At 56.4% G+C, this 25,925-nt stretch carries 23 protein-coding genes; 13 read left to right on the forward strand and 10 right to left on the reverse strand.

Features of this window, described 5'->3' with window-relative positions; genetic code table 11:
* Positions 1-64: 64 nt before the first annotated feature.
* Positions 65-3,550 carry a carbamoyl-phosphate synthase large subunit gene (gene carB / locus EYC79_RS18830; protein WP_130979066.1) on the forward strand — a complete coding sequence of 1,162 codons (3,486 nt, stop codon included), beginning with the start codon at positions 65-67 and terminating at the stop codon, positions 3,548-3,550.
* A gap of 90 nt (positions 3,551-3,640) precedes the next feature.
* Here the strand turns inward: carB and EYC79_RS18835 are convergent, their stop codons facing one another.
* From EYC79_RS18835 to EYC79_RS18845, 3 genes are all read right to left on the reverse strand, one after another.
* Positions 3,641-4,426, reverse strand: coding sequence for a YfdX family protein (locus EYC79_RS18835; RefSeq protein ID WP_130979068.1), 786 nt, complete (start codon positions 4,424-4,426; stop codon positions 3,641-3,643).
* Between the two features lie 199 nt (positions 4,427-4,625).
* A complete protein-coding gene (locus EYC79_RS18840) occupies positions 4,626-6,077 on the reverse strand; it encodes a UdgX family uracil-DNA binding protein (protein ID WP_113227142.1) in 1,452 nt (483 codons plus the stop codon).
* The gene (locus EYC79_RS18845; RefSeq protein ID WP_130979070.1) at positions 6,077-7,309 is read right to left on the reverse strand and encodes a putative DNA modification/repair radical SAM protein; all 1,233 of its coding nucleotides are present in this window, start codon (positions 7,307-7,309) and stop codon (positions 6,077-6,079) included. The genes EYC79_RS18840 and EYC79_RS18845 overlap by 1 nt, the downstream gene beginning before the upstream one ends.
* A gap of 221 nt (positions 7,310-7,530) precedes the next feature.
* Here EYC79_RS18845 and greA point away from each other — a divergent pair, with 221 nt between their 5' ends.
* Positions 7,531-8,007, forward strand: a complete 477-nt coding sequence (gene greA / locus EYC79_RS18850) for a transcription elongation factor GreA (protein ID WP_062426441.1) — start codon at positions 7,531-7,533, stop codon at positions 8,005-8,007.
* Positions 8,008-8,039: 32 nt separating this feature from the next.
* The gene (locus tag EYC79_RS18855) at positions 8,040-9,089 is read left to right on the forward strand and encodes a glycosyltransferase family 4 protein (RefSeq protein ID WP_130979072.1); all 1,050 of its coding nucleotides are present in this window, start codon (positions 8,040-8,042) and stop codon (positions 9,087-9,089) included.
* Positions 9,090-9,164: 75 nt separating this feature from the next.
* On the opposite strand, the gene EYC79_RS18860 is transcribed toward EYC79_RS18855, so the two are convergent.
* The 4 genes from EYC79_RS18860 to EYC79_RS18875 form a co-directional block, all read right to left on the reverse strand.
* A complete protein-coding gene (locus EYC79_RS18860) occupies positions 9,165-10,208 on the reverse strand; it encodes a glycosyltransferase (RefSeq protein WP_130979074.1) in 1,044 nt (347 codons plus the stop codon).
* A gap of 52 nt (positions 10,209-10,260) precedes the next feature.
* Entirely contained in the window at positions 10,261-11,052 is a 792-nt protein-coding gene (locus tag EYC79_RS18865; RefSeq protein ID WP_130979076.1) for a glycosyltransferase family 25 protein, read from the reverse strand.
* A 9-nt stretch (positions 11,053-11,061) separates the two neighbouring features.
* Positions 11,062-12,096: a glycosyltransferase gene (locus EYC79_RS18870; protein ID WP_130979078.1), complete on the reverse strand. Its 1,035-nt coding sequence runs from the start codon at positions 12,094-12,096 to the stop codon at positions 11,062-11,064.
* Positions 12,097-12,245: 149 nt separating this feature from the next.
* Positions 12,246-13,058, reverse strand: a complete 813-nt coding sequence (locus EYC79_RS18875) for a glycosyltransferase family 25 protein (RefSeq protein WP_165457077.1) — start codon at positions 13,056-13,058, stop codon at positions 12,246-12,248.
* A gap of 234 nt (positions 13,059-13,292) precedes the next feature.
* On the opposite strand from EYC79_RS18875, the gene gmd reads away from it, so the two are divergent.
* The 5 genes from gmd to EYC79_RS18900 all read left to right on the forward strand — a co-directional run bounded on the left by gmd (position 13,293) and on the right by EYC79_RS18900 (position 18,426).
* On the forward strand, positions 13,293-14,348 hold the full coding sequence (gene gmd, locus EYC79_RS18880; RefSeq protein WP_130979081.1) for a GDP-mannose 4,6-dehydratase: 1,056 nt from the start codon (positions 13,293-13,295) through the stop codon (positions 14,346-14,348).
* A gap of 31 nt (positions 14,349-14,379) precedes the next feature.
* Positions 14,380-15,321 carry a GDP-L-fucose synthase family protein gene (locus EYC79_RS18885; RefSeq protein ID WP_130979083.1) on the forward strand — a complete coding sequence of 314 codons (942 nt, stop codon included), beginning with the start codon at positions 14,380-14,382 and terminating at the stop codon, positions 15,319-15,321.
* Positions 15,302-16,480 (forward strand): DegT/DnrJ/EryC1/StrS family aminotransferase, encoded by a 1,179-nt coding sequence (locus EYC79_RS18890; RefSeq protein WP_130979085.1) that lies wholly within the window; start codon positions 15,302-15,304, stop codon positions 16,478-16,480. The genes EYC79_RS18885 and EYC79_RS18890 overlap by 20 nt, the downstream gene beginning before the upstream one ends.
* Positions 16,481-16,563: 83 nt before the next feature.
* The gene (locus EYC79_RS18895) at positions 16,564-17,508 is read left to right on the forward strand and encodes a hypothetical protein (RefSeq protein ID WP_130979086.1); all 945 of its coding nucleotides are present in this window, start codon (positions 16,564-16,566) and stop codon (positions 17,506-17,508) included.
* A 72-nt stretch (positions 17,509-17,580) separates the two neighbouring features.
* Positions 17,581-18,426, forward strand: a complete 846-nt coding sequence (locus tag EYC79_RS18900) for a glycosyltransferase family 10 domain-containing protein (protein ID WP_130979088.1) — start codon at positions 17,581-17,583, stop codon at positions 18,424-18,426.
* A gap of 226 nt (positions 18,427-18,652) precedes the next feature.
* Here EYC79_RS18900 and EYC79_RS18905 read toward each other — a convergent pair whose 3' ends face one another.
* Together EYC79_RS18905 and EYC79_RS18910 are read right to left on the reverse strand one after the other, a co-directional pair.
* Positions 18,653-19,516: an alpha-1,2-fucosyltransferase gene (locus EYC79_RS18905; RefSeq protein WP_111846853.1), complete on the reverse strand. Its 864-nt coding sequence runs from the start codon at positions 19,514-19,516 to the stop codon at positions 18,653-18,655.
* 47 nt (positions 19,517-19,563) lie between these two features.
* Positions 19,564-20,325 (reverse strand): glycosyltransferase family 25 protein, encoded by a 762-nt coding sequence (locus EYC79_RS18910; protein ID WP_162693840.1) that lies wholly within the window; start codon positions 20,323-20,325, stop codon positions 19,564-19,566.
* Positions 20,326-20,534: 209 nt separating this feature from the next.
* Between EYC79_RS18910 and EYC79_RS18915 the strand changes: the two genes are divergently transcribed.
* Positions 20,535-21,275: a glycosyltransferase family 2 protein gene (locus tag EYC79_RS18915; protein WP_130979090.1), complete on the forward strand. Its 741-nt coding sequence runs from the start codon at positions 20,535-20,537 to the stop codon at positions 21,273-21,275.
* Positions 21,276-21,296: 21 nt separating this feature from the next.
* Here EYC79_RS18915 and EYC79_RS18920 read toward each other — a convergent pair whose 3' ends face one another.
* Entirely contained in the window at positions 21,297-21,764 is a 468-nt protein-coding gene (locus tag EYC79_RS18920; RefSeq protein ID WP_062426426.1) for an Lrp/AsnC family transcriptional regulator, read from the reverse strand.
* 238 nt (positions 21,765-22,002) lie between these two features.
* Here EYC79_RS18920 and trxB point away from each other — a divergent pair, with 238 nt between their 5' ends.
* The 4 genes from trxB (at position 22,003) to EYC79_RS18940 (ending at position 25,919) form a co-directional block, all read left to right on the forward strand.
* Positions 22,003-22,977, forward strand: coding sequence for a thioredoxin-disulfide reductase (gene trxB / locus EYC79_RS18925; RefSeq protein WP_113178051.1), 975 nt, complete (start codon positions 22,003-22,005; stop codon positions 22,975-22,977).
* Positions 22,978-23,001: 24 nt separating this feature from the next.
* Positions 23,002-23,898 (forward strand): LysR family transcriptional regulator VtlR, encoded by an 897-nt coding sequence (locus tag EYC79_RS18930; protein WP_062426425.1) that lies wholly within the window; start codon positions 23,002-23,004, stop codon positions 23,896-23,898.
* A gap of 568 nt (positions 23,899-24,466) precedes the next feature.
* Positions 24,467-24,757, forward strand: a complete 291-nt coding sequence (locus EYC79_RS18935; protein WP_062426423.1) for an ArsR/SmtB family transcription factor — start codon at positions 24,467-24,469, stop codon at positions 24,755-24,757.
* 49 nt (positions 24,758-24,806) lie between these two features.
* A complete protein-coding gene (locus EYC79_RS18940; protein ID WP_111846848.1) occupies positions 24,807-25,919 on the forward strand; it encodes an alkene reductase in 1,113 nt (370 codons plus the stop codon).
* The last annotated feature ends 6 nt before the right edge of the window (positions 25,920-25,925 follow it).

A 25,925-nucleotide genomic window follows, 5' to 3' on the forward strand; every position in this document is an offset into this window, starting at 1 on the left:
CGCCCCGGCCGGTGAAGTTTCACCATGGCCGTTTTTTGCGCAACACGAAAGCGGAACGAGAGCCATGCCAAAGCGCCAAGATATCAAATCCATCCTCATCATTGGCGCGGGACCGATCGTCATCGGTCAGGCATGCGAATTCGACTATTCCGGCACCCAGGCCTGCAAGGCGCTGAAGGAAGAAGGTTACCGGGTCATCCTGGTCAACTCCAACCCCGCCACCATCATGACCGACCCCGGCCTTGCGGACGCGACCTACGTCGAACCGATCACGCCGGAAGTGGTTGCCAAGATCATTGCCAAGGAACGCCCCGATGCGCTGCTGCCCACCATGGGCGGCCAGACGGCGCTGAACACCGCGCTCTCCTTGAAGCGCATGGGCGTCCTCGACCGCTACAATGTCGAGATGATCGGCGCCAAGCCGGAAGCAATCGACAAGGCCGAAGACCGCGCCCTCTTCCGCGAAGCCATGGCGAAGATCGGTCTCGAAACCCCGCGTTCGATGCTGGCAAACGCCACCGAGATCAAGGACGCCGACCGCAAGAAGCATGAGGCGGCCCGCGCAGAGGTGAAGAGCAAGCTTTCCGGCGCCGACCTCGACAAGGCACTGGACGAGCTGGAAAACCAGTGGAACCTCGGCGAGACGGACCGCAAGCAGCGCTACATGGCGCATGCCATGGCAATTGCCGCCCAAGCGATCGACCATGTCGGCCTGCCAGCCATCATTCGCCCGTCCTTTACGCTTGGAGGCACCGGCGGCGGCATTGCCTATAACCGCTCGGAATTCTTCGATATCGTCTCTGGCGGCCTCGATGCCTCGCCGACGACGGAAGTTCTGGTCGAAGAATCGGTTCTCGGCTGGAAGGAATATGAGATGGAAGTCGTCCGCGACAAGGCGGACAACTGCATCATCATCTGCTCCATCGAAAACATCGACCCGATGGGCGTTCACACCGGCGACTCGATCACCGTTGCTCCGGCGCTGACGCTGACGGACAAAGAATACCAGATCATGCGCAATGCCTCGATTGCGGTTCTGCGTGAGATCGGCGTCGAAACCGGCGGCTCGAACGTCCAGTTCGCCGTCAACCCGAAGGATGGCCGCCTCGTCGTCATCGAAATGAACCCGCGCGTTTCGCGCTCGTCCGCGCTTGCCTCCAAGGCAACCGGCTTCCCGATCGCCAAGGTCGCGGCCAAGCTTGCCATCGGCTACACGCTGGACGAACTCGACAACGATATTACCGGCGGCGCAACGCCTGCCTCCTTCGAACCGTCCATCGACTATGTCGTGACGAAGATCCCGCGCTTTGCCTTCGAAAAATTCCCCGGCGCTTCGCCGATCCTGACCACCGCCATGAAGTCCGTTGGTGAAGTGATGGCAATTGGCCGTACCTTCGCCGAATCGCTGCAGAAGGCGCTGCGCGGCATGGAAACCGGCCTCACCGGTCTCGATGAGATCGAAATCCCCGGTTACGAAGAAGGCGAAGGCTCCAAGAACGCCATCCGCGCTGCCATTGGCACGCCGACGCCGGATCGCCTGCGCATGGTTGCCCAGGCACTGCGCACGGGCATGTCCGAAGCCGAAGTGCACGAGAACTCCAAGATCGATCCATGGTTCATCGCCCAGTTCAAGGCGATCGTCGACATGGAAGCGCGTGTGCGTGAACACGGCCTGCCGACCGACGCCGAAAATCTGCGCATGCTGAAGGCCATGGGCTTCTCCGACGCCCGCCTCGCTTCTCTGACCGGCAAGCGCCCGAAGGAAGTGGCCGAGCTGCGCAACAGCCTGAATGTGCGTCCGGTCTTCAAGCGTATCGATACCTGCGCTGCCGAGTTCGCCTCGCCGACCGCCTATATGTACTCCACCTATGAGATGCCTTTCGTCGGTGCACTGCGCTCCGAAGCGCAGGTGTCCGACCGCAAGAAGGTCGTCATCCTCGGCGGCGGTCCGAACCGTATCGGCCAGGGCATCGAATTCGACTATTGCTGCTGCCATGCCGCCTTCGCGCTGAAGGATGCGGGCTTCGAAGCGATCATGATCAACTGTAACCCGGAGACGGTTTCGACCGACTACGACACCTCCGACCGCCTCTATTTCGAGCCGCTGACCGCCGAAGACGTGATAGAGATCATGCGCGCGGAACAGGAAAAGGGCGAACTCATCGGCGTCATCGTGCAGTTCGGTGGTCAGACACCGCTGAAGCTTGCCGAAGCGCTGGAAAAGAACGGCATTCCGATCCTCGGCACCGCGCCGGACATGATCGACCTTGCCGAAGACCGCGACCGCTTCCAGAAGCTGCTGATGAAGCTCGATCTGGCGCAGCCAAACAACGGCATCGCCTACTCTGTCGAACAGGCGCGTCTCGTCGCCTCCGAAATTGGCTTCCCGCTGGTCGTTCGCCCCTCCTACGTTCTGGGTGGCCGCGCCATGCAGATCATCCATTCGGAAGGCCAGTTGCAGACCTATCTGCTCGATACCGTTCCAGGCCTCGTGCCGGAAGACATCAAGCAGCGCTATCCGAACGACAAGACCGGCCAGATCAACACACTGCTCGGCAAGAACCCGCTGCTTTTCGATAGCTACCTGACCAATGCTGTTGAAGTGGATGTGGATGCGCTGTGCGACGGCGAAAGCGTCTTCGTCTCCGGCATCATGGAGCATATCGAAGAGGCCGGCATTCACTCGGGCGACTCCGCCTGCTCGCTGCCTGCCCGCTCGCTCTCGCCCGAAACGCTGGACGAACTGGAGCGCCAGACGGCAGCACTTGCCAAGGCGCTGAAGGTCGGCGGCCTGATGAACGTGCAATACGCCATCAAGGACGGCACCATCTACGTTCTGGAAGTCAACCCGCGCGCGTCGCGCACCGTGCCCTTCGTCGCCAAAACCATCGGCGCGCCGATTGCCAAGATCGCAGCCCGCGTCATGGCGGGTGAGAAGCTCGACGCGGCGATCGCCGCTTACGGCGAGAAGCCCGATCCACGCAACCTGAAGCACATCGCCGTCAAGGAAGCCGTCTTCCCCTTCGCCCGCTTCCCCGGCGTCGATATTCTGCTCGGACCGGAAATGCGCTCCACCGGCGAAGTCATCGGTCTCGACACCGATTTCGCGCTGGCATTCGCCAAGTCGCAGTTGGGTGCTGGCGTCGACCTGCCGCGCTCCGGCACGGTGTTCGTCTCGGTTCGCGATCAGGATAAGGAAGGCGTTCTGCCGGCGATCCGCATTCTGGTGGAAGCAGGCTTCAAGGTTCTGGCAACCGGCGGCACACAGCGTTTCCTCGCGGAGCAAGGCATCGCAGCCGAGAAGATCAACAAGGTGCAGGAAGGTCGCCCTCACATTGAGGATGGCATCCGCAACCGTCAGGTCCAGTTGGTCATCAACACCACCGACAGCAACAAAGCGATCTCCGACTCCAAGTCGCTACGTCGCGCAACGCTGATGCAGAAGGTGCCCTACTACACCACTATGGCCGGTGCGGAAGCCGCAGCCCTTGCCATCAAGGCGCTGAAGGCCGGCAATCTCGAAGTGAAGCCGCTGCAGAGCTATTTCTAAGGCACCGTTTCCGTTCGAAAGGTAAAGTGTTCAAAACAAAGGCCTCCCCAACCGGGGAGGCCATTTTCGTTTCAGTATGTGGAAGGGCAATTAGCCCTTTGGAGCAGCGGCCTTGTCTGTCGAAGGCGTGACCGCTGCAGCATTGGCAGGCTTTTCTGCCTTTGCCTTGTAAGGCTGACCGTAGATATCGACGATGTTGAGCATCGCGTTATCCGTCACATCCTTCAGCAACGCATTGGCTTCATAGAACTTGCCCTGGTTGATCAGGTCGGCAGCCTTGCCAACATCGGTGACCGTCTGATTGAGCGGTAGGGCGGCGGTGATGAACTCGACATCGACATCCGCGACGGCAAGCTTTTCAAGCGCACCCTGGCGATCGGAGGTCTTCAGGCTCTTGTTGGCTTCGGTAATGGCCGCGACCTTTTCAGGCGTTGCCTTGAAGTCTTCACCGAGCGTCAACTGAGAGTCGACTGGCAGCCATTGGATGGGCGTCGCAGATGCGGGCTTTGCATCCGCCTTCGCATCACCTGCGACGGGTGCCTTGGTCGGTTTCGTCAGATCCGCTTCAGCCTTCATGAAGACTGCTTCGTCCTTGGAGGCCTTCTGCAGCTCGTCCTTCGCCTTGTTGATGAAGGTCTTGGCCTCATCCGGCTTCGCGTTGAAGATTGCCAGGCGTGTCGCCTGAATATCGGCCAAGGCCTGTGCGCCGTCCTGGGAGAGACGACCAACATCCTTGTCGATGGCCTTATTCGGAACAACAGCGCCCTTGGTTTCCGTCTGCGCTGCAGTTGTCGATGCAGCTTCGGCAGTGTAAGCAACTCCGCCGAGCATAGTACCGGCAACAAGAATAACAGCAAGATTATTACGAATAGACATGATACAAATCCTTTTATAACTTCCACATACAACATCCTAACCACCGTTGGATGTTGATGCTGATTAAACTCCCAAAAACGGAGATAGTCGCATTACAATTACTTCATGAACGGCTTTTAATGTTTAGAAACAGCGCATTTTCGAAAAGGGCGAACCGTTCTACTGCGGCAGCAAGAACCCAACGCGGGTACGCTTCACCTCACGCTTCGGACAATCGCCGCACGGCGCGCAGGTCTTCGACGAAGAGCGCCCTCTCCTGCGACTGACGTGCCGGGTCGGGAATTCTAAGCAGGTAGGATGGATGCACCGTGGCAAAGAGGATGCGCGAATTCTCCATAGGGATCGGCCGGCTGCGAACGCTCGACAGTGTCTCTTTCATCCCCGTCAAAGCGTAAACCGCCGTTGCGCCCATCGCGACGATAAGCTTGGGCTGAACGAGATCGATCTCCCGCGTCAACCACCAACGGCAACGCTCAACCTCACCGGCATTGGGTCTTTGGTGAATGCGTTTCTTGCCCCGCGCCTCATATTTGAAATGCTTGACCGCGTTGGTCACATAAAGCGATTGACGCTCAATCCCCGTCTCCCCCAGGACCTGATCGAACACCCTGCCCGCCGGACCGATAAAGGGTCGCCCGGCAAGATCTTCATGATCTCCCGGCTGCTCACCGACGATCATCACCTGCGCCTTCTCAGGCCCCTCGCCAAAGACGGTTTGCGTTGCGGCACAATGGAGCGGGCACATCTGACAGCTTTGAGCTTCACGCTTCACGCCAGCGAGCGTATTTGCATCCGGCAGCACTTCCTGTGGCTTGGCAGCGGCCGCCGCCTGGATGCGATGGTGAAACATCTGCGGCTCCGTCGCAGCCTTGGCCGCCATGCCGAGCACGCGCGCCTCCGCGCCAATGACAAGTTCCGGGATGAGATCGGCCTCTGGCAGGTTCTTCCAATACTTCTTCGGCATTTCCGCCGTCATGGCTTTGATCTTCAGCCGCGCCGGATTGAAGATATTGGCATAGTAGGTGCGCCACAACTCGTCCGTCTCGTCGGAAATATCCGGCCGCTCCGCCGGCTCTCGCGACGTCTCAAGCAACTGACCATTCCACCGCGCAGACCCTTTCGGGGTTGCAATCAGCCAATCCATGTCGTTGAAGCGACGCTGGAAGAACGGCGCCTTTCGCTCGACGATGAAATGATCCGGCTCGAACCACGCAATGAAGCAGCGCCGTGCTTGCGCGCCCTCGCCCGGCACTTCCTTGAAACGGACGAAGGCGGTCATCTTGTGGCTGTCGCGACGGACGGATTTCTCCATTTGCCGGGCCGCTTGAACATCCGGATCGGCCTTGATCTGCAAGAGTGCCCGATCCTGCTGCAGCCGCCACAGGAGACGATACAGCAAAGAAAAGCGCGCCGGATCGCTGTGGCAGATGATGGCTTCCGCCAACGGCAGAAAGGCCGATGGAACCGTGATCTGCGCTGGCGTCTTCGCTACCGGTAGAGAGGCCTGCTGCTCGAAATCAAGACGCGTACCGCGGTCGCTCTTCAGCCGCCAGTCCACATCGCTCGGTGCCACACTCGCCGCAAGAAGCGAACGCGCGGCATCGCGCCATTCGCCAAAATTGCCCCTGCCCTCCAGTTCGACCGCATACATCACAGCAACGACAACTGTTCCGGTGGCGGTGTGAACATGGCGCGCAGGTCGGGCCGCTCGGTCAACTTGCCCGGCGTCCAGCCATCCGCGACGACAAACGCCTTCACCTTCTTCAGCGATACGCCAAAGCGCGCCAGATCTTCCAAGCGCAGTCTCCGAAAGCGGCGCGAGGACAGAATGGAGTTCACCGTCTTCACGCCGAACCCAGGCACGCGCAGCAGCATCTCTCTCTCACCCGAATTGACATCGACAGGAAACTTCTGGCGGTTGCCGAGCGCCCAGGCGAGCTTGGGATCGATATCGAGATCGAGCATGCCGTTCTGTTGCGTCGAGGTAATCTCGCCGATGTCGAAGCCGTAGAACCGGTAGAGCCAATCGGCTTGATAGAGCCTGTGCTCGCGCATCAAGGGCGGCTTGATGAGCGGCAGGTTCTTGGATGAATCCGGAATAGGGCTGAAGGCGGAGTAATAGACGCGCCGCAGGCCATAGCTTCCGTAAAGCCGCGCGCTGGTCGAGAGAATCGTGCCGTCGTCGGCGCCGTCGGCACCGACAATCATCTGCGTGCTCTGCCCGGCCGGCGCAAAGGTCTTCACCCGCTTCGTCTTCAGGGTCGGCTCGCCCGCCTCCTCGATCTTCAGTCGGATATCCGCCATGGAGCGGCGAATATTGCCGGGCTGCTTTTCCGGCGCGAACTTGCCGATTCCGCTATCGGTCGGAAGTTCTATATTGATCGAGAGACGATCGGCATAAAGCCCCGCTTCTTCAATCAGACGCGGCGATGCTTCAGGGATGGACTTCAGGTGGATATAACCCCGGAAGCCATGGGTGACGCGCAATTCCTTTGCTACGCGCACCAGTTCCTCCATCGTGTGGTCGGAAGAGCGAATGATGCCGGAAGAAAGGAACAAACCCTCGATGTAGTTTCGCCGGTAAAATTCCAGTGTCAGCCACACGACCTCTTCCACGGTAAAGCGTGCGCGTTCGACATTGCTGGACGAACGGTTGATGCAATAGGCACAATCATAGATGCAGAAATTGGTCAGAAGAATCTTTAAAAGCGAGATACAACGGCCATCCGGCGCATAGGCATGGCAGATGCCCGAGCCCTCCGTCGACCCAAGCCCGCCGCTTTGCGCCGAGTTGCGTTTCGAGGTCCCGCTGGACGCGCAGGAGGCGTCATACTTCGCTGCATCGGAGAGAACTGCAAGCCGCTCTTTGATTGACTTCTTCATAGTATGTTCTCTATATGTTCCAATGACAAAAGTCAAATCACAAGCGGAGCACGTTGAAAATGCTTGTTTTTAACGGGCTTTTTAATTTGCTGGCATTTCAGGATGCTCTTCTGATATAGTCCGACAAATTGTGATTTTGACATGGTTCCGAAGTTTTGCTCCGGAACCTGTTTCTTTTTGTGTCTGCGACTACCGCGGTGCGAATGTGAAGGAATAAAAAGATGGTAGAAAAAGTACCGATGACCCAGGGTGGTTACGTCAAGTTGCAGGAAGAACTTCGCTGGCGTCAGCAGGAAGAGCGCCCGCGCATCATCGAGGCGATCGCCGAAGCGCGCGCCCATGGCGACCTGTCGGAAAATGCCGAGTATCACGCCGCCAAGGAAGCGCAGAGCCACAATGAAGGCCGCATCTCCGAGCTCGAAGATCTGACTGCGCGCGCCGAGATCATCGATCTCTCCAAGATGTCCGGTTCCAAGATCAAGTTTGGCGCCACCGTCAAGCTCATCGATGAAGACACCGATGAAGAAAAGACCTACCAGATCGTTGGCGATCAGGAAGCTGACGTAAAGGAAGGTCGCATTTCGATTTCCTCCCCCATTGCCCGCGCCCTGATCGGCAAGGAAGTGGGTGATAGCATTGAAGTGAATGCGCCTGGCGGCTCGCGCGGCTACGAGATCCTGTCCGTCAACTGGAACTGAAATCCCCCGCTCCTGTTGCGAGACTTCTACACTTGCCCCATGTCGATCTGAAAGATGTCTGCGTCCTTGCGCCGAACTTCAAGCGCAGGCTCTCGGGCGTGACATCCACGATCATTCAGCTCGTGCCGGTGCAGAACCGGCTCGGGCAGAAGATCGCCGTCATCGGCCCCGGCCTGCCCGAAAGCCTGCCATATGTGCGTTTCCGCGATCTGTGGCGGCTCTGGCAAAACGGTCCGGCAGGCAGACCGCGCGTCTGGCATGCGCGCCGCAATATAGAAATGCTGCCGGCCATCATCATGCGCGACATTCTGCGCATGAAGCTGCAGATCGTCTTCACCTCCGCCTCGCAGCGTAAGCACACTGGCTGGACCAAGTTTCTGATTTCCAGAATGGATGGCGTGATAGCCACCAATAGCCAGACGGCCTCCTATTTGGAGGTGCCGAGCACGGTCATCATGCACGGCATCGACACCGATCGCTTCTCCCCGCCCGCCGATAAGGCTGAGGCCAAGGCGGCTCGCGGTCTCGATCCTCAGCGCAAATATGCCGGCTGCTTCGGCCGCATACGGCACCAGAAGGGCACCGATCTCTTCGTTGACACGATGATCCGCGTTCTGCCAGATCACCCGCAATGGTCGGCCATCGTTGCCGGACGCGCGACAGGTCCGCATGTGGATTTCGAAAATGGCCTAAAGGAAAGAGTGCGAGCGGCAGGCCTTGCCGACCGCATCCTCTTTGTCGGAGAGCATACCAACATCAACGAATGGTACCGCGCGCTCGATCTTTTCATTGCCCCCCAGCGCTGGGAAGGATTTGGCCTCACCCCTCTGGAAGCCATGTCGACGGGTGTGCCCGTAATCGCCACGGATGTTGGCGCCTTTCCGGAATTGGTGCGCGAAGGCGAAACCGGCACCGTCATTGGCCGCGACAATCTTGATGCAATGGTTGAAGCGACGAACGGCTTCTTAAGCGATCCAGAGATGATGCAGCGAAGCAGTGCCGCTGCGCGCGAGACGACAGTGGAAAATTTCGCGCTTGAAGGCGAAGCCCGGTCTCTCGGCAACATCTATGCGCGCGTTTAGACAGCCGAATATCGCTTTTCCGATCGCAATACTGGACAGCGCCGTCTCAGCGTAAGCTGAACAGCGCGACGGCCTTCATCGCCTGCTGCTGCGCAATTCCTCGAAAAACTCCAGATATTGATCGACGATCCGCTCTGCGGAAAAGCGTGCGGCCAGTTGCTCTCGCCCACCTTGAACCAGCTTCGCTCGAAGCTCGGGCGACCCTTCCAGACGCAAGAGCGCCTGCGCCATGCCCTCGACATCGTCGATCTCGGTGAAGAGAGCGCTTTCATCATGCGCAGCTGCCCATGATGGCCCCTCGGTCTTGGTGGACACCACCGCCACTTCCGCCTTCCACCCTTCAAGCAGCACGTTGCCAAGCGGCTCCTGTCGGCTCGGCACGCAGAACATATCGGCCGCCTTGATGTAGGCCGCCGGCTCCGAAACCCAGCCGATGAAGCGGACGCGATCGGCAATCCCAAGTTCCTGCGACAGTCGCTCCAGATCGGCTCTATCCGGACCATCTCCAACCAGCCACAGCCACAGGTGGGGCGTCGCCGCGACCGCGCGCAGCAAGGTATCGAAACCCTTGGTCGGCACGAAGCGGCCAAGACCGCAAACCAGAGGAACATCGTCCGGCGTTGAAAAATCCGACCGCTTGACCACGGAAGTGCGAACCTCGCCCGGAAAATTGGATATAATCGTCGTCTTACCCTGCCAGCCGAGTGTACGGCAGTGTTCGATGACATTCGGTGCATTGCCGACGATGGCATCGGTGTTGCCGAAATAGCGGACGTGATGAGGATAATCGCCTAGACGCACAACGCGTATGGCATGACCGGTGCCCGGCATCAGCCGCGACGTCGGCGCACGCCACCCCATCACCACATCGGCTGGCCACTGCTTCATCGAGCGCTTCAGCAACTGCGTGCGCAGCCACCAGTTGGGCCAGCGGCGAAGATAGTAGCCCTCATGCACCGTCCCCCGATCGTCAAGCTCGTGACGCCATGTCACGCCCGGCCGGATGGCGAATTGCTGATCTATGCCACGCTCGTGAAAAGCGCGGGTGAGGCGTAAGAAAAACTGCTCGGTGCCGCCATCCGTGCCGAATTGCAGATGAAAGATCCGCTTCACGCTCATCGTAACGCACTTTCTCCGGCTTGGACTGTAAGGTGATTGTAACGGCTCGAACTCACGAAAAATACTTCCGCTTCGTCGCGATCAGCTTGTCCACCATAAGCCGCCGCTGTTTGCGCAGACCATAAAGGAAGCTGCGGGCATTACGGCTTCTCGATATCTTTCCGGGATGCGCGATATCGCTGACCGCATCGGTGGTGGAGACGGGTCGTGGAAAGAAAGAATAGCCGCCGCCAACCCGGGTGATCCAATGGCGAAAGAAGTTATCAACCGGCGCGAAGATCACACGGTGTCCATCGACGAACTCCTGCGCACCTTTCCTCGACCACAGAATGGCGCCTGTCGTCATTGGAAAATAGTGGGCGGAGCAAAGAGTAAATATATTTTTCCCGAAGCTCATGGTCTTCAGTGGACGGAAGATTTTGAGCTTCTCATTGCCCATGTTCACGATCCGCCACTCGGGATCATGCGCATTGAGAAAACCGATCGTTTCCGTCACGATCGCCTGCAGGGCTTCATGCGGTGCGGCGTCATCTTCGATCACGAGGCAGTAGGATCTGTCCGTCCGAAGAAACGCCTTCGCCGCATTCAAGTGACTGTAATAGCAGCCGATTTCGCCACCAACCAACTCGCGCCCCATATAGCGTCTGGCAGCCGCGGCATCATAATCGGCGACCGTATCGAGGGACAGCTTGCGTCCATCGAAAGCCGAGAGACGCTCGAATGCAACACCGGCTTTCTCAAGCGCCACCGATACCTTTGAGAAACGCTCCGTGCTGCCATCCAGATTGATGACGTAGCAGCAGAAATCGGCATTTGCCGGGATGTCATTTGAGTTGGAGACCATCAAAACGCCCTACCGTTTCATCTGCTTGAACAGATCGAGATAGGCATCCACCACCGCATCCTTGCGGAAATCGGCGTCGAGCCTCGCCCTGCCCTGCTCTCGCAGTTTCACCGCCAGTTGATCATCTGTGCGGATGCGATTGATCGCCGCAAGGGTGCCATCCACATCGTCGATGTCACACATGAGCGCATCTTCCCCATCTCGAATGAACCAGGACGGCCCTTCGGAACGGGTGGAGACCACCGGCACATCCGCCTGCCAGGCTTCGAGCACCACATTGCCAAGCGGCTCATGGCGCGATGGCATAACGAAGATCGAGCCCGCGGCAACATAATTCATCGGCTCTTCGACCCAGCCAGTGAAGCGCGTGCGGTCTGCCATGCCCAGTTCCTGCACCAGTTGCTCCATCTCGGCCCGCTTGTCGCCTTCGCCGATCAGCCACAGCCAGGCATCGGGAATTTGCGCCACGGCCTTGATCAGAACATCGAACCCCTTGCGCCGGATGAACCGTCCGGTGCCCACGACGAGGAAGGCATCTTCCGGTGTACCCATGCTGGCACGCGATACCGGCTTGATGGTGGTTTCACGAACGAAATTGGAGACGACCTTGACCGGCTTCGTCCATCCCAATTGCACGCAGGCCTCGGCAATGCCGGGCGCATTGGCGACAATGAGATCGTTGTTACGGAAATTCTTGAGATGACGGGGATAGTCGCCAAGCCGCGTCAGCCGCACGCTGTTGCCGTGTGCTGGAACAAGCCGCGAGGAGCGCGACATCCAGGCCATGACCACATCCGGCTTCCATTCGCGCATGATTTTGTTCACCTGCCAGCGAAGCCAAAGCGCCTTCGGCGAGATGCGGCGATATTCGCTTTCAATGGTAGGACCAAGGGCTGCAATCTCGTCGCGCCAGATGCGACCCGGACGCACGATAAAGCGCTGCTCGATGCCACGATCGCCAAACGCTGTTGCCAGATTGACGAAAAAGCGCTCGGCACCACCCTCCTTGCCGAAATGCATATGAAGAATTCTTTCGGCACTCATCCAATTCGCTCCGCACCCGGCCAATGCTTAAGCGCTATATAACCGCGTCCGATAATAGTCCACGTGACTTATCGGGCAAAAGCGTGCTTGGCGGTCTTGCGCACAATAAAGGTAGCCAGAAACTGAAGCTTACACAGACCCAATGACCGTCAGGGCGCGGAATCTTTCCAGAAAATCTCTCTGATGGCGCCGCGCTTGGTCAAGAAAACCACGAGCTGCCGGTGGATCTGGCTGATCTCGTTCCAGCCCCGACGCAGCTTTCTCAGTTTCAGCCGCCAGCCCTTGGGGCGAGCGGCCTTACCGAACTTGGCAATATCGGAGTTGTACTCATAGTGCCGCTGCGTTGCCATTGCCGGCTGGACGATGAAAGGCTTCAACTGCCGGAAGACCGGCGACACCGTGTCATTGAAGAGAAAATGATCGATAGGAACCCTCATCCGTCCGCGATAGGACAGCGCTATCTGCGCAGCCCGGCGTGACAGAATATAGGCCCCGCCCCCGACATGCCGTGAATACATACGGTGCAGAGCGCGCTCCGTGCCCGGAACCTTGATCTCGGCATCCCCCAAAAGAACCTTGGAGCTGCCGGAGCCGAACTTCTCCAGCTTGATCACGTCCACATGGGAGGGAATCCAGTCATCCGACCTCAAGGCATTCGCGACATCGCCCGAGAGAAACACATCGTCCTCAAGCATCAAACCGAACCGCGCGCCTGTCTGCAAAAAGGCTTCCCAGGCATAGGTATGGCTCACCGTGCAGGACCGGTCGCCAAGGCCCAGCGCACCGAGTGGCCCCGCAGGTGTAATGACGCCATCCAGAACCGCCTCATCCACCTTCGTCGCATCGCAGGCATCGACGCGGGTAAACGCCACGCCACGTTCTTCCAGATGATGGGACACGCGCTGCAGCCTGTCCTCGCGACGCGCAAGGTTGATGACGAAAACGGGAATGGCCTGGTTCATGTCGCACTCTTCCAACTCTTGAAGTCCAACAAGGCCTTCGCAGCTCAGCGACTCTATAGGCTTTTCAACGATCACAGCACAAGATGTGTCGCCGGCAAGGTCCGGTCTCGATACTCTCAAGACATCGGCATTAACTTCCCGGTTTATTTTGCCGACGACTTGCGGTATCGCAGCGTGAACGCGCGCCTGCTTCTGCTCGACGCGCCAGCGCGAAGAAAAGATGAAAGCAAGCCGATGTCCGAAAAAGTGAAAGTAGCCCTCATTACCGGCGTCACCGGTCAGGATGGTGCCTATCTGGCTCAACTGCTGCTCGATAAGGGCTACATCGTCCATGGCATCAAGCGCCGCTCCTCGTCCTTCAATACGGGCCGTATCGAAAACATCTATCAGGATCCGCACGAGGAAAACCCACGCTTCATCCTGCATTATGGCGACATGACGGACGCAACCAACCTCATTCGCATCGTTCAGGAAACCCAGCCGGACGAAATCTACAATCTCGCCGCCCAAAGCCACGTTCAGGTTTCCTTCGAAACGCCGGAATACACCGCCAATGCCGACGGCATAGGCACGCTTCGCCTGCTGGAGGCGATCCGAATTCTCGGTCTCGAAAAGAAGACACGCTTCTACCAGGCGTCCACCTCCGAGCTTTACGGCCTCGTGCAGGAAGTGCCTCAGCGAGAAACCACGCCCTTCTATCCCCGCAGCCCATACGCTGCAGCCAAGCTCTACGCCTACTGGATCGTGGTGAATTACCGCGAGGCCTACGGCCTGCATGCCTCAAACGGCATCCTTTTCAACCATGAAAGCCCGCTGCGCGGCGAAACCTTCGTCACCCGAAAAATCACCCGCGCCGCCGCCGCCATCAAGCTCGGCCGCCAAGAAAAGCTCTACCTCGGAAACCTCGACGCCAAGCGCGACTGGGGCCATGCAAAAGAATATGTGCGCGGCATGTGGCTGATGATGCAGCAGAACAAGCCAGACGACTACGTTCTCGCCACCGGCGAAACCACCCCCGTCCGCACCTTCGTGGAATGGGCCTTCGCCGACGCCGGCTTCACCCTGGGATGGGAAGGCGAAGGCGTCAACGAGAAGGGCATCGATACCGCAACCGGCAAGGTTCTGGTGGAAGTCGACCCCCGCTACTTCCGCCCAACGGAAGTCGATCTCCTGATCGGCGACCCAACGAAGGCTCATGAGAAGCTGGGCTGGAAGCATGAGACGAGTGTGCGGGAGCTTGTGCGTGAAATGGTGGAGAGCGACCTCGTCGTAATGGCGGGTGCGCCGTGAAGCGAGAAGTCCAGGCTGTTAAGGAAAGCACATGAAGATTTTGCTGACTGGCGGACGTGGGATGGTTGGCCGCAACATCCTGGAGCAGGCGGCAAAAAGAGGCGCTGAGGTCCATGCTCCCACAAGTGAGGTCCTTGACCTTACCAATGCTGCCAAAACGGCGGAATTCGTCCAATCGCTTCAGCCATCGATTATCGTCCACGCCGCGGGACGGGTCGGCGGAATTCAGGCCAATATTCGTGAACCTGTTCGTTTTCTGACAGAAAACTGGAGCATGGGTGAGAATATCGTCCGGGCAGCGAGAGCGGCAGGCGTCAAGCGACTGATCAATCTTGGAAGCTCGTGCATGTATCCGCGCGGCCACATGGACCCGCTGAAAGAAGATATGGTGCTGGGTGGACCCCTCGAGCACACCAACGAGGGTTACGCCATCGCCAAATGCGCGGTCGCTCGACTTTGCGACTATGTCACGCGGGAGGACGGCGAGTATCAGTACAAGACGCTCATTCCCTGCAACCTTTACGGTCGTTTCGACAAGTTCGATCCTGCCGTCTCCCATATGATCCCCGCCGTCATACACAAGCTGCATTCCGCCAAAGAAAGCGGTGCAGAAGCAGTTGATATTTGGGGCGATGGCAACGCCCGCAGAGAATTCATGTTTGCCGAGGACTTGGCAGAGGCCATCTTCTTCGCCATCGACCATTTCGAGGCGCTGCCCGCGCTGACCAATATTGGCCTTGGATACGATTATACGATCAATGAATACTACGCCGCAGCCGCAGAGGTCATAGGCTTCAAGGGCAGCTTCGTCCATGATCTTTCCAAGCCGGTCGGCATGGCGAGAAAGCTTCTGGACGTGACCCGCCAGACAGAGCTCGGATGGGTGCCTCGCACCAAGTTGCATGACGGCATTCGCAAGACTTACGACTATTATCTTTCCAAGGAAGTACAGAATGTCCTATCCGCTCGCTAATTCTGCCTGGGACCATGAGGAATATGAAGCCATTCAATCGGTCATCCAGTCCGGCATGTTCACGATGGGACAGAAGGTTGCCGAATTCGAAAAGGCCTTTGCGGACTATGTCGGCAGCCGGTACTGCGTCATGGTCAATTCCGGGTCCTCCGCAAATCTCGTGATGATCGGCGCGCTCCGATACAAATCGGAATCACCGCTTTTGCCGGGAGCCGAGGTGATCGTTCCGGCCGTATCGTGGAGCACTACCTACTATCCGCTCTATCAATATGGGCTGAAGTTGCGCTTTGTTGATATCGACAAGGACACTTTGAACTTCGACCTGGAAAAGCTCGAACAGGCGATCACGCCTAACACGCGGGCGATATTAGCCGTCAACCTTCTCGGCAATCCCAACGACTTCAACAAGATCAAGACCATCATAGGCGATCGCGACATCGTTCTGTTGGAAGACAACTGCGAGTCCATGGGCGCAACATTTGAAGGAAAGCAGACGGGCACCTTCGGCCTCATGGGAACCTATAGCTCCTTCTTCAGCCACCATATCTCCACCATGGAAGGTGGAATGGTCGTTACCGACGACGAGGAAATCTATCACATCCTGCTGGCTCTGCGCGCGCATGGCTGGACTCGAAATCTGCCGAAGCAGAACCGAATCACGACCGACAAGAGCGACGACCCCTTCACCGAGGCCTTCCGCTTCGTTCTTCCCGGCTACAATCTGCGCCCTCTCGAAATGAGCGGTGCTTTGGGACTGGCTCAACTGCGCAAACTACCGATGATCGTTCGCGAGAGACGAAACAACGCGGAACGTTTCCTCCAGATCATGAAGCAATTTCCCTATCTCAGAACCCAGAAGGAAATCGGCGAAAGTAGCTGGTTCGGCTTTAGCATGATTGTCGAACCAGACGCCAACGTAAGCCGCGAACATCTGATCTCAGCTCTGACGGCTGCAAAGGTCGACACCCGACCCATCGTCGCAGGCAATTTTGCCAAGAACGAAGTGCTGAAATGGTTCGACTATACGATTGCAGGCGACCTTACAAATGCCGAGCGGATCGACGACGCAGGCTTCTTCATCGGTAACCATCATTACCCGCTGGACAGTGAATTCTCGACGCTTGACGACGCCCTTGGGGCTTCAATGCAAAAAAACTAAATTCCTAGGCTAACTTCTGTGATCGGACCAACGTTATGGCGTGTCGCCTGAGAATTCAGCCAAGAGGTGGGACTGCCAATCAATTGTTGCAGTTCATGCTCGCTAAAAACATTGAGCGCGTCGTCGGCGACGTGAATGTTAGCGGCTGCCATATCCCAGAATGGGGTTTGCATGCAGCGGCAGATAATCACCCTCACAAAATGATAGAGCTGGCTCTGACCGGCAACTACATCTACCACGAAGACGTCGTTGACATCATTCGCAGAGGGCTCGCGTCGAATATTTTGTTAAAGGGGCACTCGTTCAGAATGTCGAATTACGCCCCGCCAGAATTTTATCGGCCGCTCATTGGCTCACGATTCGACAATGTAAAAGGATATGGCTCCGAACACGTCGTGTTTCACATTCGTGGTGGCGACATTCTCACCCCGGCGCACCAAGATTACTATCCTATTCCGTTTTCCTACATCGACGCTGTTCTGGAGAATACCAATGCAGCACCCGTCTTCATCGGGCAGTTAGAAAACAGCTACTACGCAGAAAAACTCCGCGAGCGCTATCCAAAATCTATCTTTTCTAAACCACAGACAGCGGTTGAGGACTTTGAGACCCTACGACGGTCTCGCGAGATTGCAGTATCGATCAGTTCGTTCGCGTGGCTCGCCGCTTGGTTGTCGCACGCAACAACCATCCATTTACCTGTCGCCGGCATGCTGAACCCAGTTCAGCGTCCAGACATAGATCTGCTCCCGTTGGAAGATCCACGGTACAAGTTCTATCGTTTCGATGAGTTTAAATGGAACGCAACGCCAAGCGACATCGAGACACTTTGGCAAAATCGTAAGCATGCCCTCTTTAGTCGAGAAGAGATGGCGGAGATAAAATTTTCCGCTGCAGACCGCACGAGAGCAAAATCTCGTCGTTCTCGGGTGAAATTATATGCCCGAGCACTACTCACTTTGTCAGCAGATAAAATCTGCCAAGCTGCCTGTTCGCCTCTCAAGTGGCATGGCACGGTGAGAAACTAGTTTTTTATGAGAATGGCGCTGCAGGCTACGCGATACGATCGCGTTCGGTAGCGTGGAAATGAGAGCAAGGACATGACGTTGCGGCCAGTTATTTATGCTCCCCAGCAAGAGAACATGGCGAATATATTTTGCCAGCCTGGCACTAGAGGCGATGAGCAAAATATATGGCACCTAATTCAAACCCGTTTTCGACAGCACGGCTATGAGTTGTATACTCCCGAGAATTATCACGGTGCATTAGAGGATGTTGCCTGGGTCATCTTTCAAAACATGCCCAGAGACTTCAAACCTATGCGCCTTACCAAACGGGTCAAACGAGCCGTCAATCAAATGCTGGGCAAGGGAACATTCTACCAGTGCTGCATAAAAGCAGGCTTAGCAGATAGGATCGCGGTTGCTCTATATGAACCTCCTATCGTAGAAGAATTTGCTTACGACAGAAAAAATCACTGTGATTTCACGGTTATATTTACATGGAGCAAAGATCTCCTAGAATTAGGAGGCAGATATAAAGAGTTTGTCTTTCCACAGCTCGATGCTTTGCCGCTACAACCAAGTCCGCACTTCCAAGATAGAAAGCTTATTTGTAACTTCTCCGCTAATAAGGTATCCACACATCCTGACGAACTCTACACCGCTAGAATAGAGACGATAAAATTCTTAGAACAGCATTGTATAGATGACTTTGATCACTACGGCGCGAGATGGACCGGGGAATACAAGTCTTGGCGCGGCAAAGTTGAGAACAAACTGGCGACAATGTCAAATTATCGTTTTAATCTATGCTACGAAAATGCACAAAATCTGCGCGGCTATTTGACGGAGAAAATATTTGATGCTTTCCACGCTGGCTGCGTCCCGATCCATTTTGGGTGCTCCAGACATCGAGGACATGATTCCAATCGATACATTCATTGATCGCCGGAGATTCTCCTCCGACGGAGAGCTCTTGGAATTCTTGAGAAGCGTCGATGAATCGCAGTGGAGAACATTCATAGAGGCTGCGCGGCAATACCTTCTAAGCGACGCGCACCAAAAGTACACCGCAAATGGAATGTTTTCACTCTTAAAGACTGGACTGAAGATATCATGACTTAAACGGACATAGAATATCGAGTTCGTTTGTGCAGCGCGCGAAGTTTGCCTACAATCTTTCCCACTTTGAAGGCACAATATCCGTGCTATCCCGCTCTGATGAACGAAACCATTGGGCGGGCGCTATCACGTGCTTTTCCTGACGCGGGTTCAGCCAAGCTCCCCACCAGCTGAAGGTGCTGTTGGCGATAATGTGGGAGTGGCACGCGGCCATAAGATGCATGTCTTCTGCATCTCTGCCGTCTGCCTGAGGCTCCACGAAGACAGCCCCATCAAATCTCGGAAGATTCGCTCTTGCCCATTCTGGGTCGTCGGAAAATATGAAAAAGGTTGGACTCGGAGTCTTGGCGGCCATCCTCGCCATTGCTTTCTCATACCAACTCGGCTCGCAGGTACCGTGGATAGCGTTCGCCCTCTGATTTGTGACATAATCGCCTCTCCTTACATGGACGGATATTGGCTCCTCAACACTGCGGATCATAGAAAAAACGTTCTGTCTCTGGTGACTATAGCTTTGATTCAGTGAGAAGTCCTGACGGATAACGTCGGCATGCCGCACGAAATATTTCTCGCTCTGCCAGTAGCCGGAAAGGTGAGCAGGTCCCCGCCAATTCATAACGTTTGGATCAAAAGATTGGGTCTTCTCAAACAACTGGGGAATTCGCCCCCTATTTTTTAGTTTGGTGACAAGTCTTCCGAACAGACTCTTTCTGGGCGGATAGGGAATTTCCCCACGTTCCGCGACTTCATATATGATGTCGAATTGCTCGAGTTGAAAAGCGTGTACCGCGTAACGCTCCATTTCGGTCAGATCCAGCTTCAGGGTCTGATCGGTTTCGATAGAAAGCGCCCGCCCCACAGCATATTGAAACATCTGGTTGCCGAGACCACCAACGATACGGGTAATGATCACTCTCTTTTCTCGATCTTTCTGGTAATATAACCAAGCTGGCAGAAGAACTATTTCGGCATTCTGCGCCAGCGGCCAAAGTAGCGAACATTGCACATGAAACGGAGTGTCTTATCGTAAATTCGGTAAACTTTGCGACGGAAACGAAATCTGCTCGACGGCTCATCTCGGGCAGTTCCGCCCCAAATCTCGGACTTCTCCACTGTTTGAGCGGCATGTATAACCGGAGGTGGCGCGATATTGTAGCAATATATGCCATGACGCCAAAAACGATCGAGATGACAATCAACCGGTTCGAACCAGACGTTCGCTGTCTCAATCAGTTGTTTCGCAGCGCCTGGAGATACAGCATAGCATGATGTCCCATGAGGCCCGATCTTGAGTCGGATGATATCTAGCCCTTTGGAGAGGCTCTCTATCCTGACCCAGCGCCGTCTTTTGTGACGAGAAAAGCGGATGACACCGTACTTTTCTATCTTGTCACATGCAACCTCATAGGCACTCAGGAAATTGTCGTTCAGTGTCACGTCATCTTCGAAAATGAGCAGTGGTTTATCTTCAGCAACACATTGTTCCCAAAGTAAGTAATGGCTTGCGTAACATCCCAACTCACCGGGAGTCAGAATGTATCCGTGACGCATCTCAGACTTTAGGGGGTCGAAACGGCTGAAGAGCGGGTGAGGCTTGGCCCTTCCGTCGATGGCATCGAAAAAACGGTAGGGCAATCCTAATGGATCCAACAGTGCCCTCATCGCGGTACGACGCTCGTGGGAACGAGTTAAATTCACTACGACGATATCAAGCTTTTCCATGCGGGAATCCGAAACGAGTATTCCGCCCACTAGCACAAAGACGTCAGCGACAAAATTGGTATTCCTAAAACTTGTGAATTTATCCCGTTTGCTATCAGAAACGACCCCAAAGCCCATTCGCGAGGCCGACTATCGGGTTGCGCGGGCAGCAAAAGCGGACTTAAAACGGTATCGAAATCAGCAAGTCTAATTGAGGACAACATTTCGCTATGCCAACAATCGATATTTGCCTCGTTGCCGGCCGTCGACCTGACCTGCTGAAAACAACGCTACAGAGCTTCAGCGCGTCCGTGTTCGAAAATTTTGACGTCGCGAACTTTTACGCAAACATCGACCCGATCTTCGGTGGTACAGATGACGAAAAACGGACGCAGGACGTTATCCGCTCATTTTTTCCTGACGCCCATATCACAACACCGGAAAATCCCAACTTCTGTACTGCAGTGAGGCGGAACTGGCTTTCAACGCAATCTCCGTTTGTGTTCCACCTTGAGGATGATTGGGTGGTAAACGAGAAAATTTTCTCAGCCGAGATACTCGAAATCTTTAGCAATAAGGATGTCGCACAGGTGTCGCTAAATCACTTCTACAAAAACTGGAATTATAAGCACGGCCCTTACCATCGCCAGTGGCCGCGGTGGAAAGTGCTAGGAATCAAATTCAAGTTGGGCTTTTCATTTCCTTGCTTCACTACGTCTCCATCCTTTCTCAGAGGAGATTTCGCGCGTAAGGCAGGCGCATTGATGGATGAACGCTTTGACCCAGAGAAGCAGTTTCATAACGACGTCAACCGCCCGCTCAAGAAGTTTATCAAACCTTATAAGAACTTCATTTATGGCGAACGCAAGCCTTACGTCATCACGGATACCGGACGCAACTGGCGTGACGAGCGGAAGATAAAAAAGACGCTCGTCAACAGCACGTCGTCCTGGGAAACAACTGAAAGTTGACGATGAAGGGGTTCACTCCCCTCAAACCTCAACCAATCCCAACCGCTTCACCTGCCGGATGGTCAACATCGTCCGCACCGTCTCCACATGCTCGTCGGCGGTCAGCACCTCGATGACGAAATCCTGAAACTGCGTGAGATTTTCGGCCACGCAGTGAAGCAGGAAGTCGCTGTCGCCGGAAACCATCCAGGCCTGGCGCACCAGCGGCCACCCGTCGGTGGCGGCGGCGAAGGCTTTGAGGTTGGCTTCGGACTGGCGCTTCAGGCCGACCATGCAGAAGGCCACGAGATCGAAGCCGAGCTTGGGGGCATTCAGCATCGCGTGGTAGCCCTCGATGATGCCGGCCTCTTCCAGCTTGCGCACGCGGCGAAGGCAGGGCGGCGCAGAGATGCCGACGCGGTCGGCGAGCTCGACATTGGTCATGCGGCCGTCGCGCTGCAGTTCACGCAAGATTTTGAGATCGATGGCATCGAGTTCGACGCTGGCCACGCATGCATTCCTTCGTCAGCGGTTGTGTGCTTCCTTCTACTCCACGCGACGGGATTCGCAATAATCCGTCGTGCTCGCGACACAAAATTACGTGTTCTGTTGCAACTGCCTTGTTGGTAATGCAAGGCTGCCCTTGAATATCGGCACTGGACACCCTTAAATGCTGCGCAGGAAGGGTATCTATCCTGGCGCCACCTCCAAATCCGGCTGCCTGCACCCTGTTGAAAGGAACCGTCCCATGTCCGCCCGCCACACAAAGGTTTTGATCATCGGCTCCGGCCCCGCCGGTTACACCGCAGCCATCTATGCTGCCCGCGCCATGCTGGAGCCTGTGCTGATTGCCGGCATGGAGCAGGGTGGCCAATTGATGATCACCACGGATGTGGAAAATTATCCAGGTTATGCCGACCCGATCCAGGGCCCGTTCCTGATGGATCAGATGCTGAAGCAGGCGCAGCATGTCGGCGCTGAGATCGTCAACGACCTGGTCACTGAGGTCGAGACCACTGTCCGCCCCTTCACCGTCAAGACCGACTCCGGCGCGGTCTGGACAGCCGACACGCTGATCATTTCCACGGGCGCCAAGGCGAAGTGGCTGGGCATCGAAAGCGAACAGCACTTTCAGGGCTTTGGCGTTTCCGCCTGCGCCACCTGCGATGGCTTCTTCTATCGCAACAGGGACGTGATCGTGGTCGGCGGCGGTAACTCCGCCGTGGAGGAAGCACTTTATCTCGCCAATATCGCCAAGTCGGTCACCGTCGTGCATCGTCGCGACAGTTTCCGCTCGGAAAAGATTTTGCAGGAGCGCCTCTTCGCCAAGGAGAATGTGAAGATCCTGTGGAACACCGAGGTTGCCGAAATCACCGGCACGCCGGCCAAGCCACCCATGCCACCGTCTGTCACTGGTGCACGTCTGCGCAACACCAAGAGCGGTGAGATCACTGAAATGCCGATCCACGGCGTCTTTGTGGCGATCGGTCATGCACCGGCGGTCGAACTGTTCAAGGACAAGCTGAAGCTGAAGCCAAACGGCTACATGTGGACGGCACCGGATTCGACGGCAACGGATGTCGAAGGCATTTTCGCCGCAGGCGACGTTACCGACGATACCTATCGCCAAGCCATCACCGCGGCCGGAATGGGTTGCATGGCGGCTCTCGAAGCCGAACGTTATCTCGCGGCACAGGCGCCGCTGGCCGTTGCAGCCGAATAAAGAAGGGCACCAAACCGCATGCCTATGCCATTGGACTGGGACAAACTGCGCATATTTCATGCGGCTGCCGAAGCTGGATCCTTCACCCACGCAGCGGACAAGCTGCATCTGTCCCAGTCCGCCATCAGCCGCCAGGTCAGCGCGCTGGAGCAGGATGTCGGCGTCAAGCTCTTTCACCGCCACGCGCGCGGCCTGATCCTCACCGAACAGGGCGAATTGCTCTATCGAACTGCGCATGACGTTTTGCTGAAGCTCGAAACCGTCAAGATGCAACTGACGGAGACGACCGAGAAGCCAAGCGGCAAACTGCGTGTCACCACCACCGTCGGCCTCGGCCAAGGCTGGCTGACGGACAAGGTGCAGGAGTTTCTCCAGCTTTATCCGGAAATGGCGATCCAGCTCATCCTCGACAATGAGGAGTTGGACGTGAACATGCGTCATGCGGATTGCGCCATCCGCCTGCGCCAGCCACAGCAGTCGGATCTCATTCAGCGCAAGCTCTTCACCGTGCATATGCACGTCTATGCCGCGCCCTCCTATATCAACCGATATGGAGAGCCGCAGTCGATCGAGGATCTCGACAACCACAAGATCATCTCGTTTGGCGAGCCTGCACCCAACTACCTTCTGGACGTGAACTGGCTGGAAAATGCCGGGCGCTCATCCGACAACACCCGGCTTGCCCACCTGCAGATCAACAGCCAGACCTCGATCAAGCGCGCCTGTCTGCTGGGAATCGGCATTGCCTGCCTTCCTGATTATATTGTGGGACGCGATCCAGGTCTCATTCAGCTGTCGCTTCCGGCCGATATTCCATCCTTCGATACCTATTTCTGCTACCCGGACGAGATGAAGAACGCCGCCAAGCTGAAAGCCTTCCGCGACTTCATCGTGGCAAAGGCCCGCAACTGGAACTTCTGACGCGTCACTCAGTGGCTGAAAGATGAACCAATACAAGGCGATGAGCGGTACCATAGTGCCGAATTTCATCTCGGCGCAGTGGCAGCCTTGCGAAGAAAATATGACAAAACAGGCAAGCAATGCACAGCACGCATGCCTGTCTTGCACAAAAAAGAGTTGAAGCCTGCCCATAAAAGCATCATATCGCACATAGCTGATGCACACGGCGGCTTTTCCTCCCAGTTCCGCCGCATCAGCTGTTCCCCTCTGGAGGTTTTTTGACCTTCACAATTACAAGGGCCCTGGAGCAATCCGGCGGCCCTCTTTTTTTACCCGCAATAATTTTCTGGATTTGAATGCATTATTAAGGGAAATTGCCCTTGTTTCCAGCGTATTCCGCCTCCATATCTTGATCAGCACCCGACGCTTTCCAGTTGTCCGGTGCTGTTCCCCTCTGGAGGTTTTTACCTTCAAAACTGTCGGCCGCGGAGAAATCCAGCGGCCTTTTTTTTGAGATAAATTCCCACCATTCCTTGATATCGAAAATTCTCGATATAAATATCATGATGTTTAGATATGCAGGAATGAGATGAACCCCGAAGACGCATTGAAAGCCATCGCCCATCCGGTGCGGCTGAAGTTTCTCAACTGGCTGAAAAAGCCTGAGAACCACTTCAACCAGGCGCACCCTTTCAGCATGGGCGTATGTGCACATCAATTCGAAATCAGTGGTCTGTCGCAGTCCACTGTCTCGTCCCATCTCGCAGCCTTGCAGGCGGCCGGTCTCGTCCGCTCGCGCAAGGTTGGCCAGTGGAATTTCTATGAACGTGACGAAGAAAACATCGCCAAGTTTCTGGCCTATCTGAACGAAACCCTTTGACGTATTGGCGCAATCGCTGCGCTCCCTATCAACAGGAAGAGAAAGCACCATGACCAAACTGTTCGAACCCGCGCAGGCTGGCGATATCGCCCTGGCAAACCGCGTCGTGATGGCGCCGCTGACCCGCAATCGGTCCCCGGGTGCGATCCCGAACAACCTCAACGCCACCTATTACGAGCAGCGGGCAACCGCAGGCCTGATCATCACCGAAGGCACACCCGTCTCGCAGCAGGGCCAGGGCTATGCCGATGTTCCAGGCCTCTACAAGCAGGAAGCAATTGAAGGCTGGCAGAAGGTCACCGATGGCGTTCACAAAGTGGGCGGCAAGATCGTCGCGCAGATCTGGCATGTTGGGCGTATCTCGCACACCTCGCTGCAGCCGCATGGCGGCCAGCCCGTCGCCCCCTCCGCCATCAAGGCAAAGTCCAAGACCTACATCATCAACGATGACGGCACCGGGTCCTTCGCCGAAACATCCGAGCCGCGCGAACTTGGTACCGCTGAAATTCCGGTCATCCTGGAAGATTTTCGTAAGGGCGCACGCGCTGCCATCGAGGCAGGTTTCGACGGCGTCGAGATCCATGCCGCCAATGGCTACCTGATCGACCAGTTCCTGAAGTCCGGCACCAACCAGCGCACCGATAACTATGGCGGCTCGATTGAGAACCGTGCACGCTTCCTGCTGGAGGTGGTGGACATCGTTGCCAAGGAGATTGGTGCGGGCCGCACCGGCATTCGCCTGTCTCCCGTCACGCCTGCCAACGACATTGTCGAGACCGACCCGCAGCCACTCTTCAACTACGTCGTGAAAGAGCTTGGCTCCCGAGGCCTTGCTTTCATCCACGTGATCGAAGGCGCAACCGGTGGCCCGCGTGATTTCAAGCAGGGCGACAAGCCTTTCGATTACGCTGCCCTGAAAGCTGCTTACGTTGAAGCTGGCGGCAAGGGACTGTGGATCGCCAATAATGGCTACGACCGTGCATCCGCCATCGAAGCCGTAGACAGCGGCAAGGCCGATGCCATTGCCTTTGGCAAGGCCTTCATCGCCAATCCGGATCTCGTTCAGCGCCTGAAGGACAATGCGCCGCTGAATGAACCGAACCAGCAAACCTTCTACGGCGGCGGCGCGGAAGGCTACACCGACTATCCGGCGCTTGCCTGATCAGAG

Source organism: Agrobacterium cavarae (assembly GCF_004310285.1).
In the GTDB taxonomy this organism is placed as follows: domain Bacteria; phylum Pseudomonadota; class Alphaproteobacteria; order Rhizobiales; family Rhizobiaceae; genus Agrobacterium; species Agrobacterium cavarae.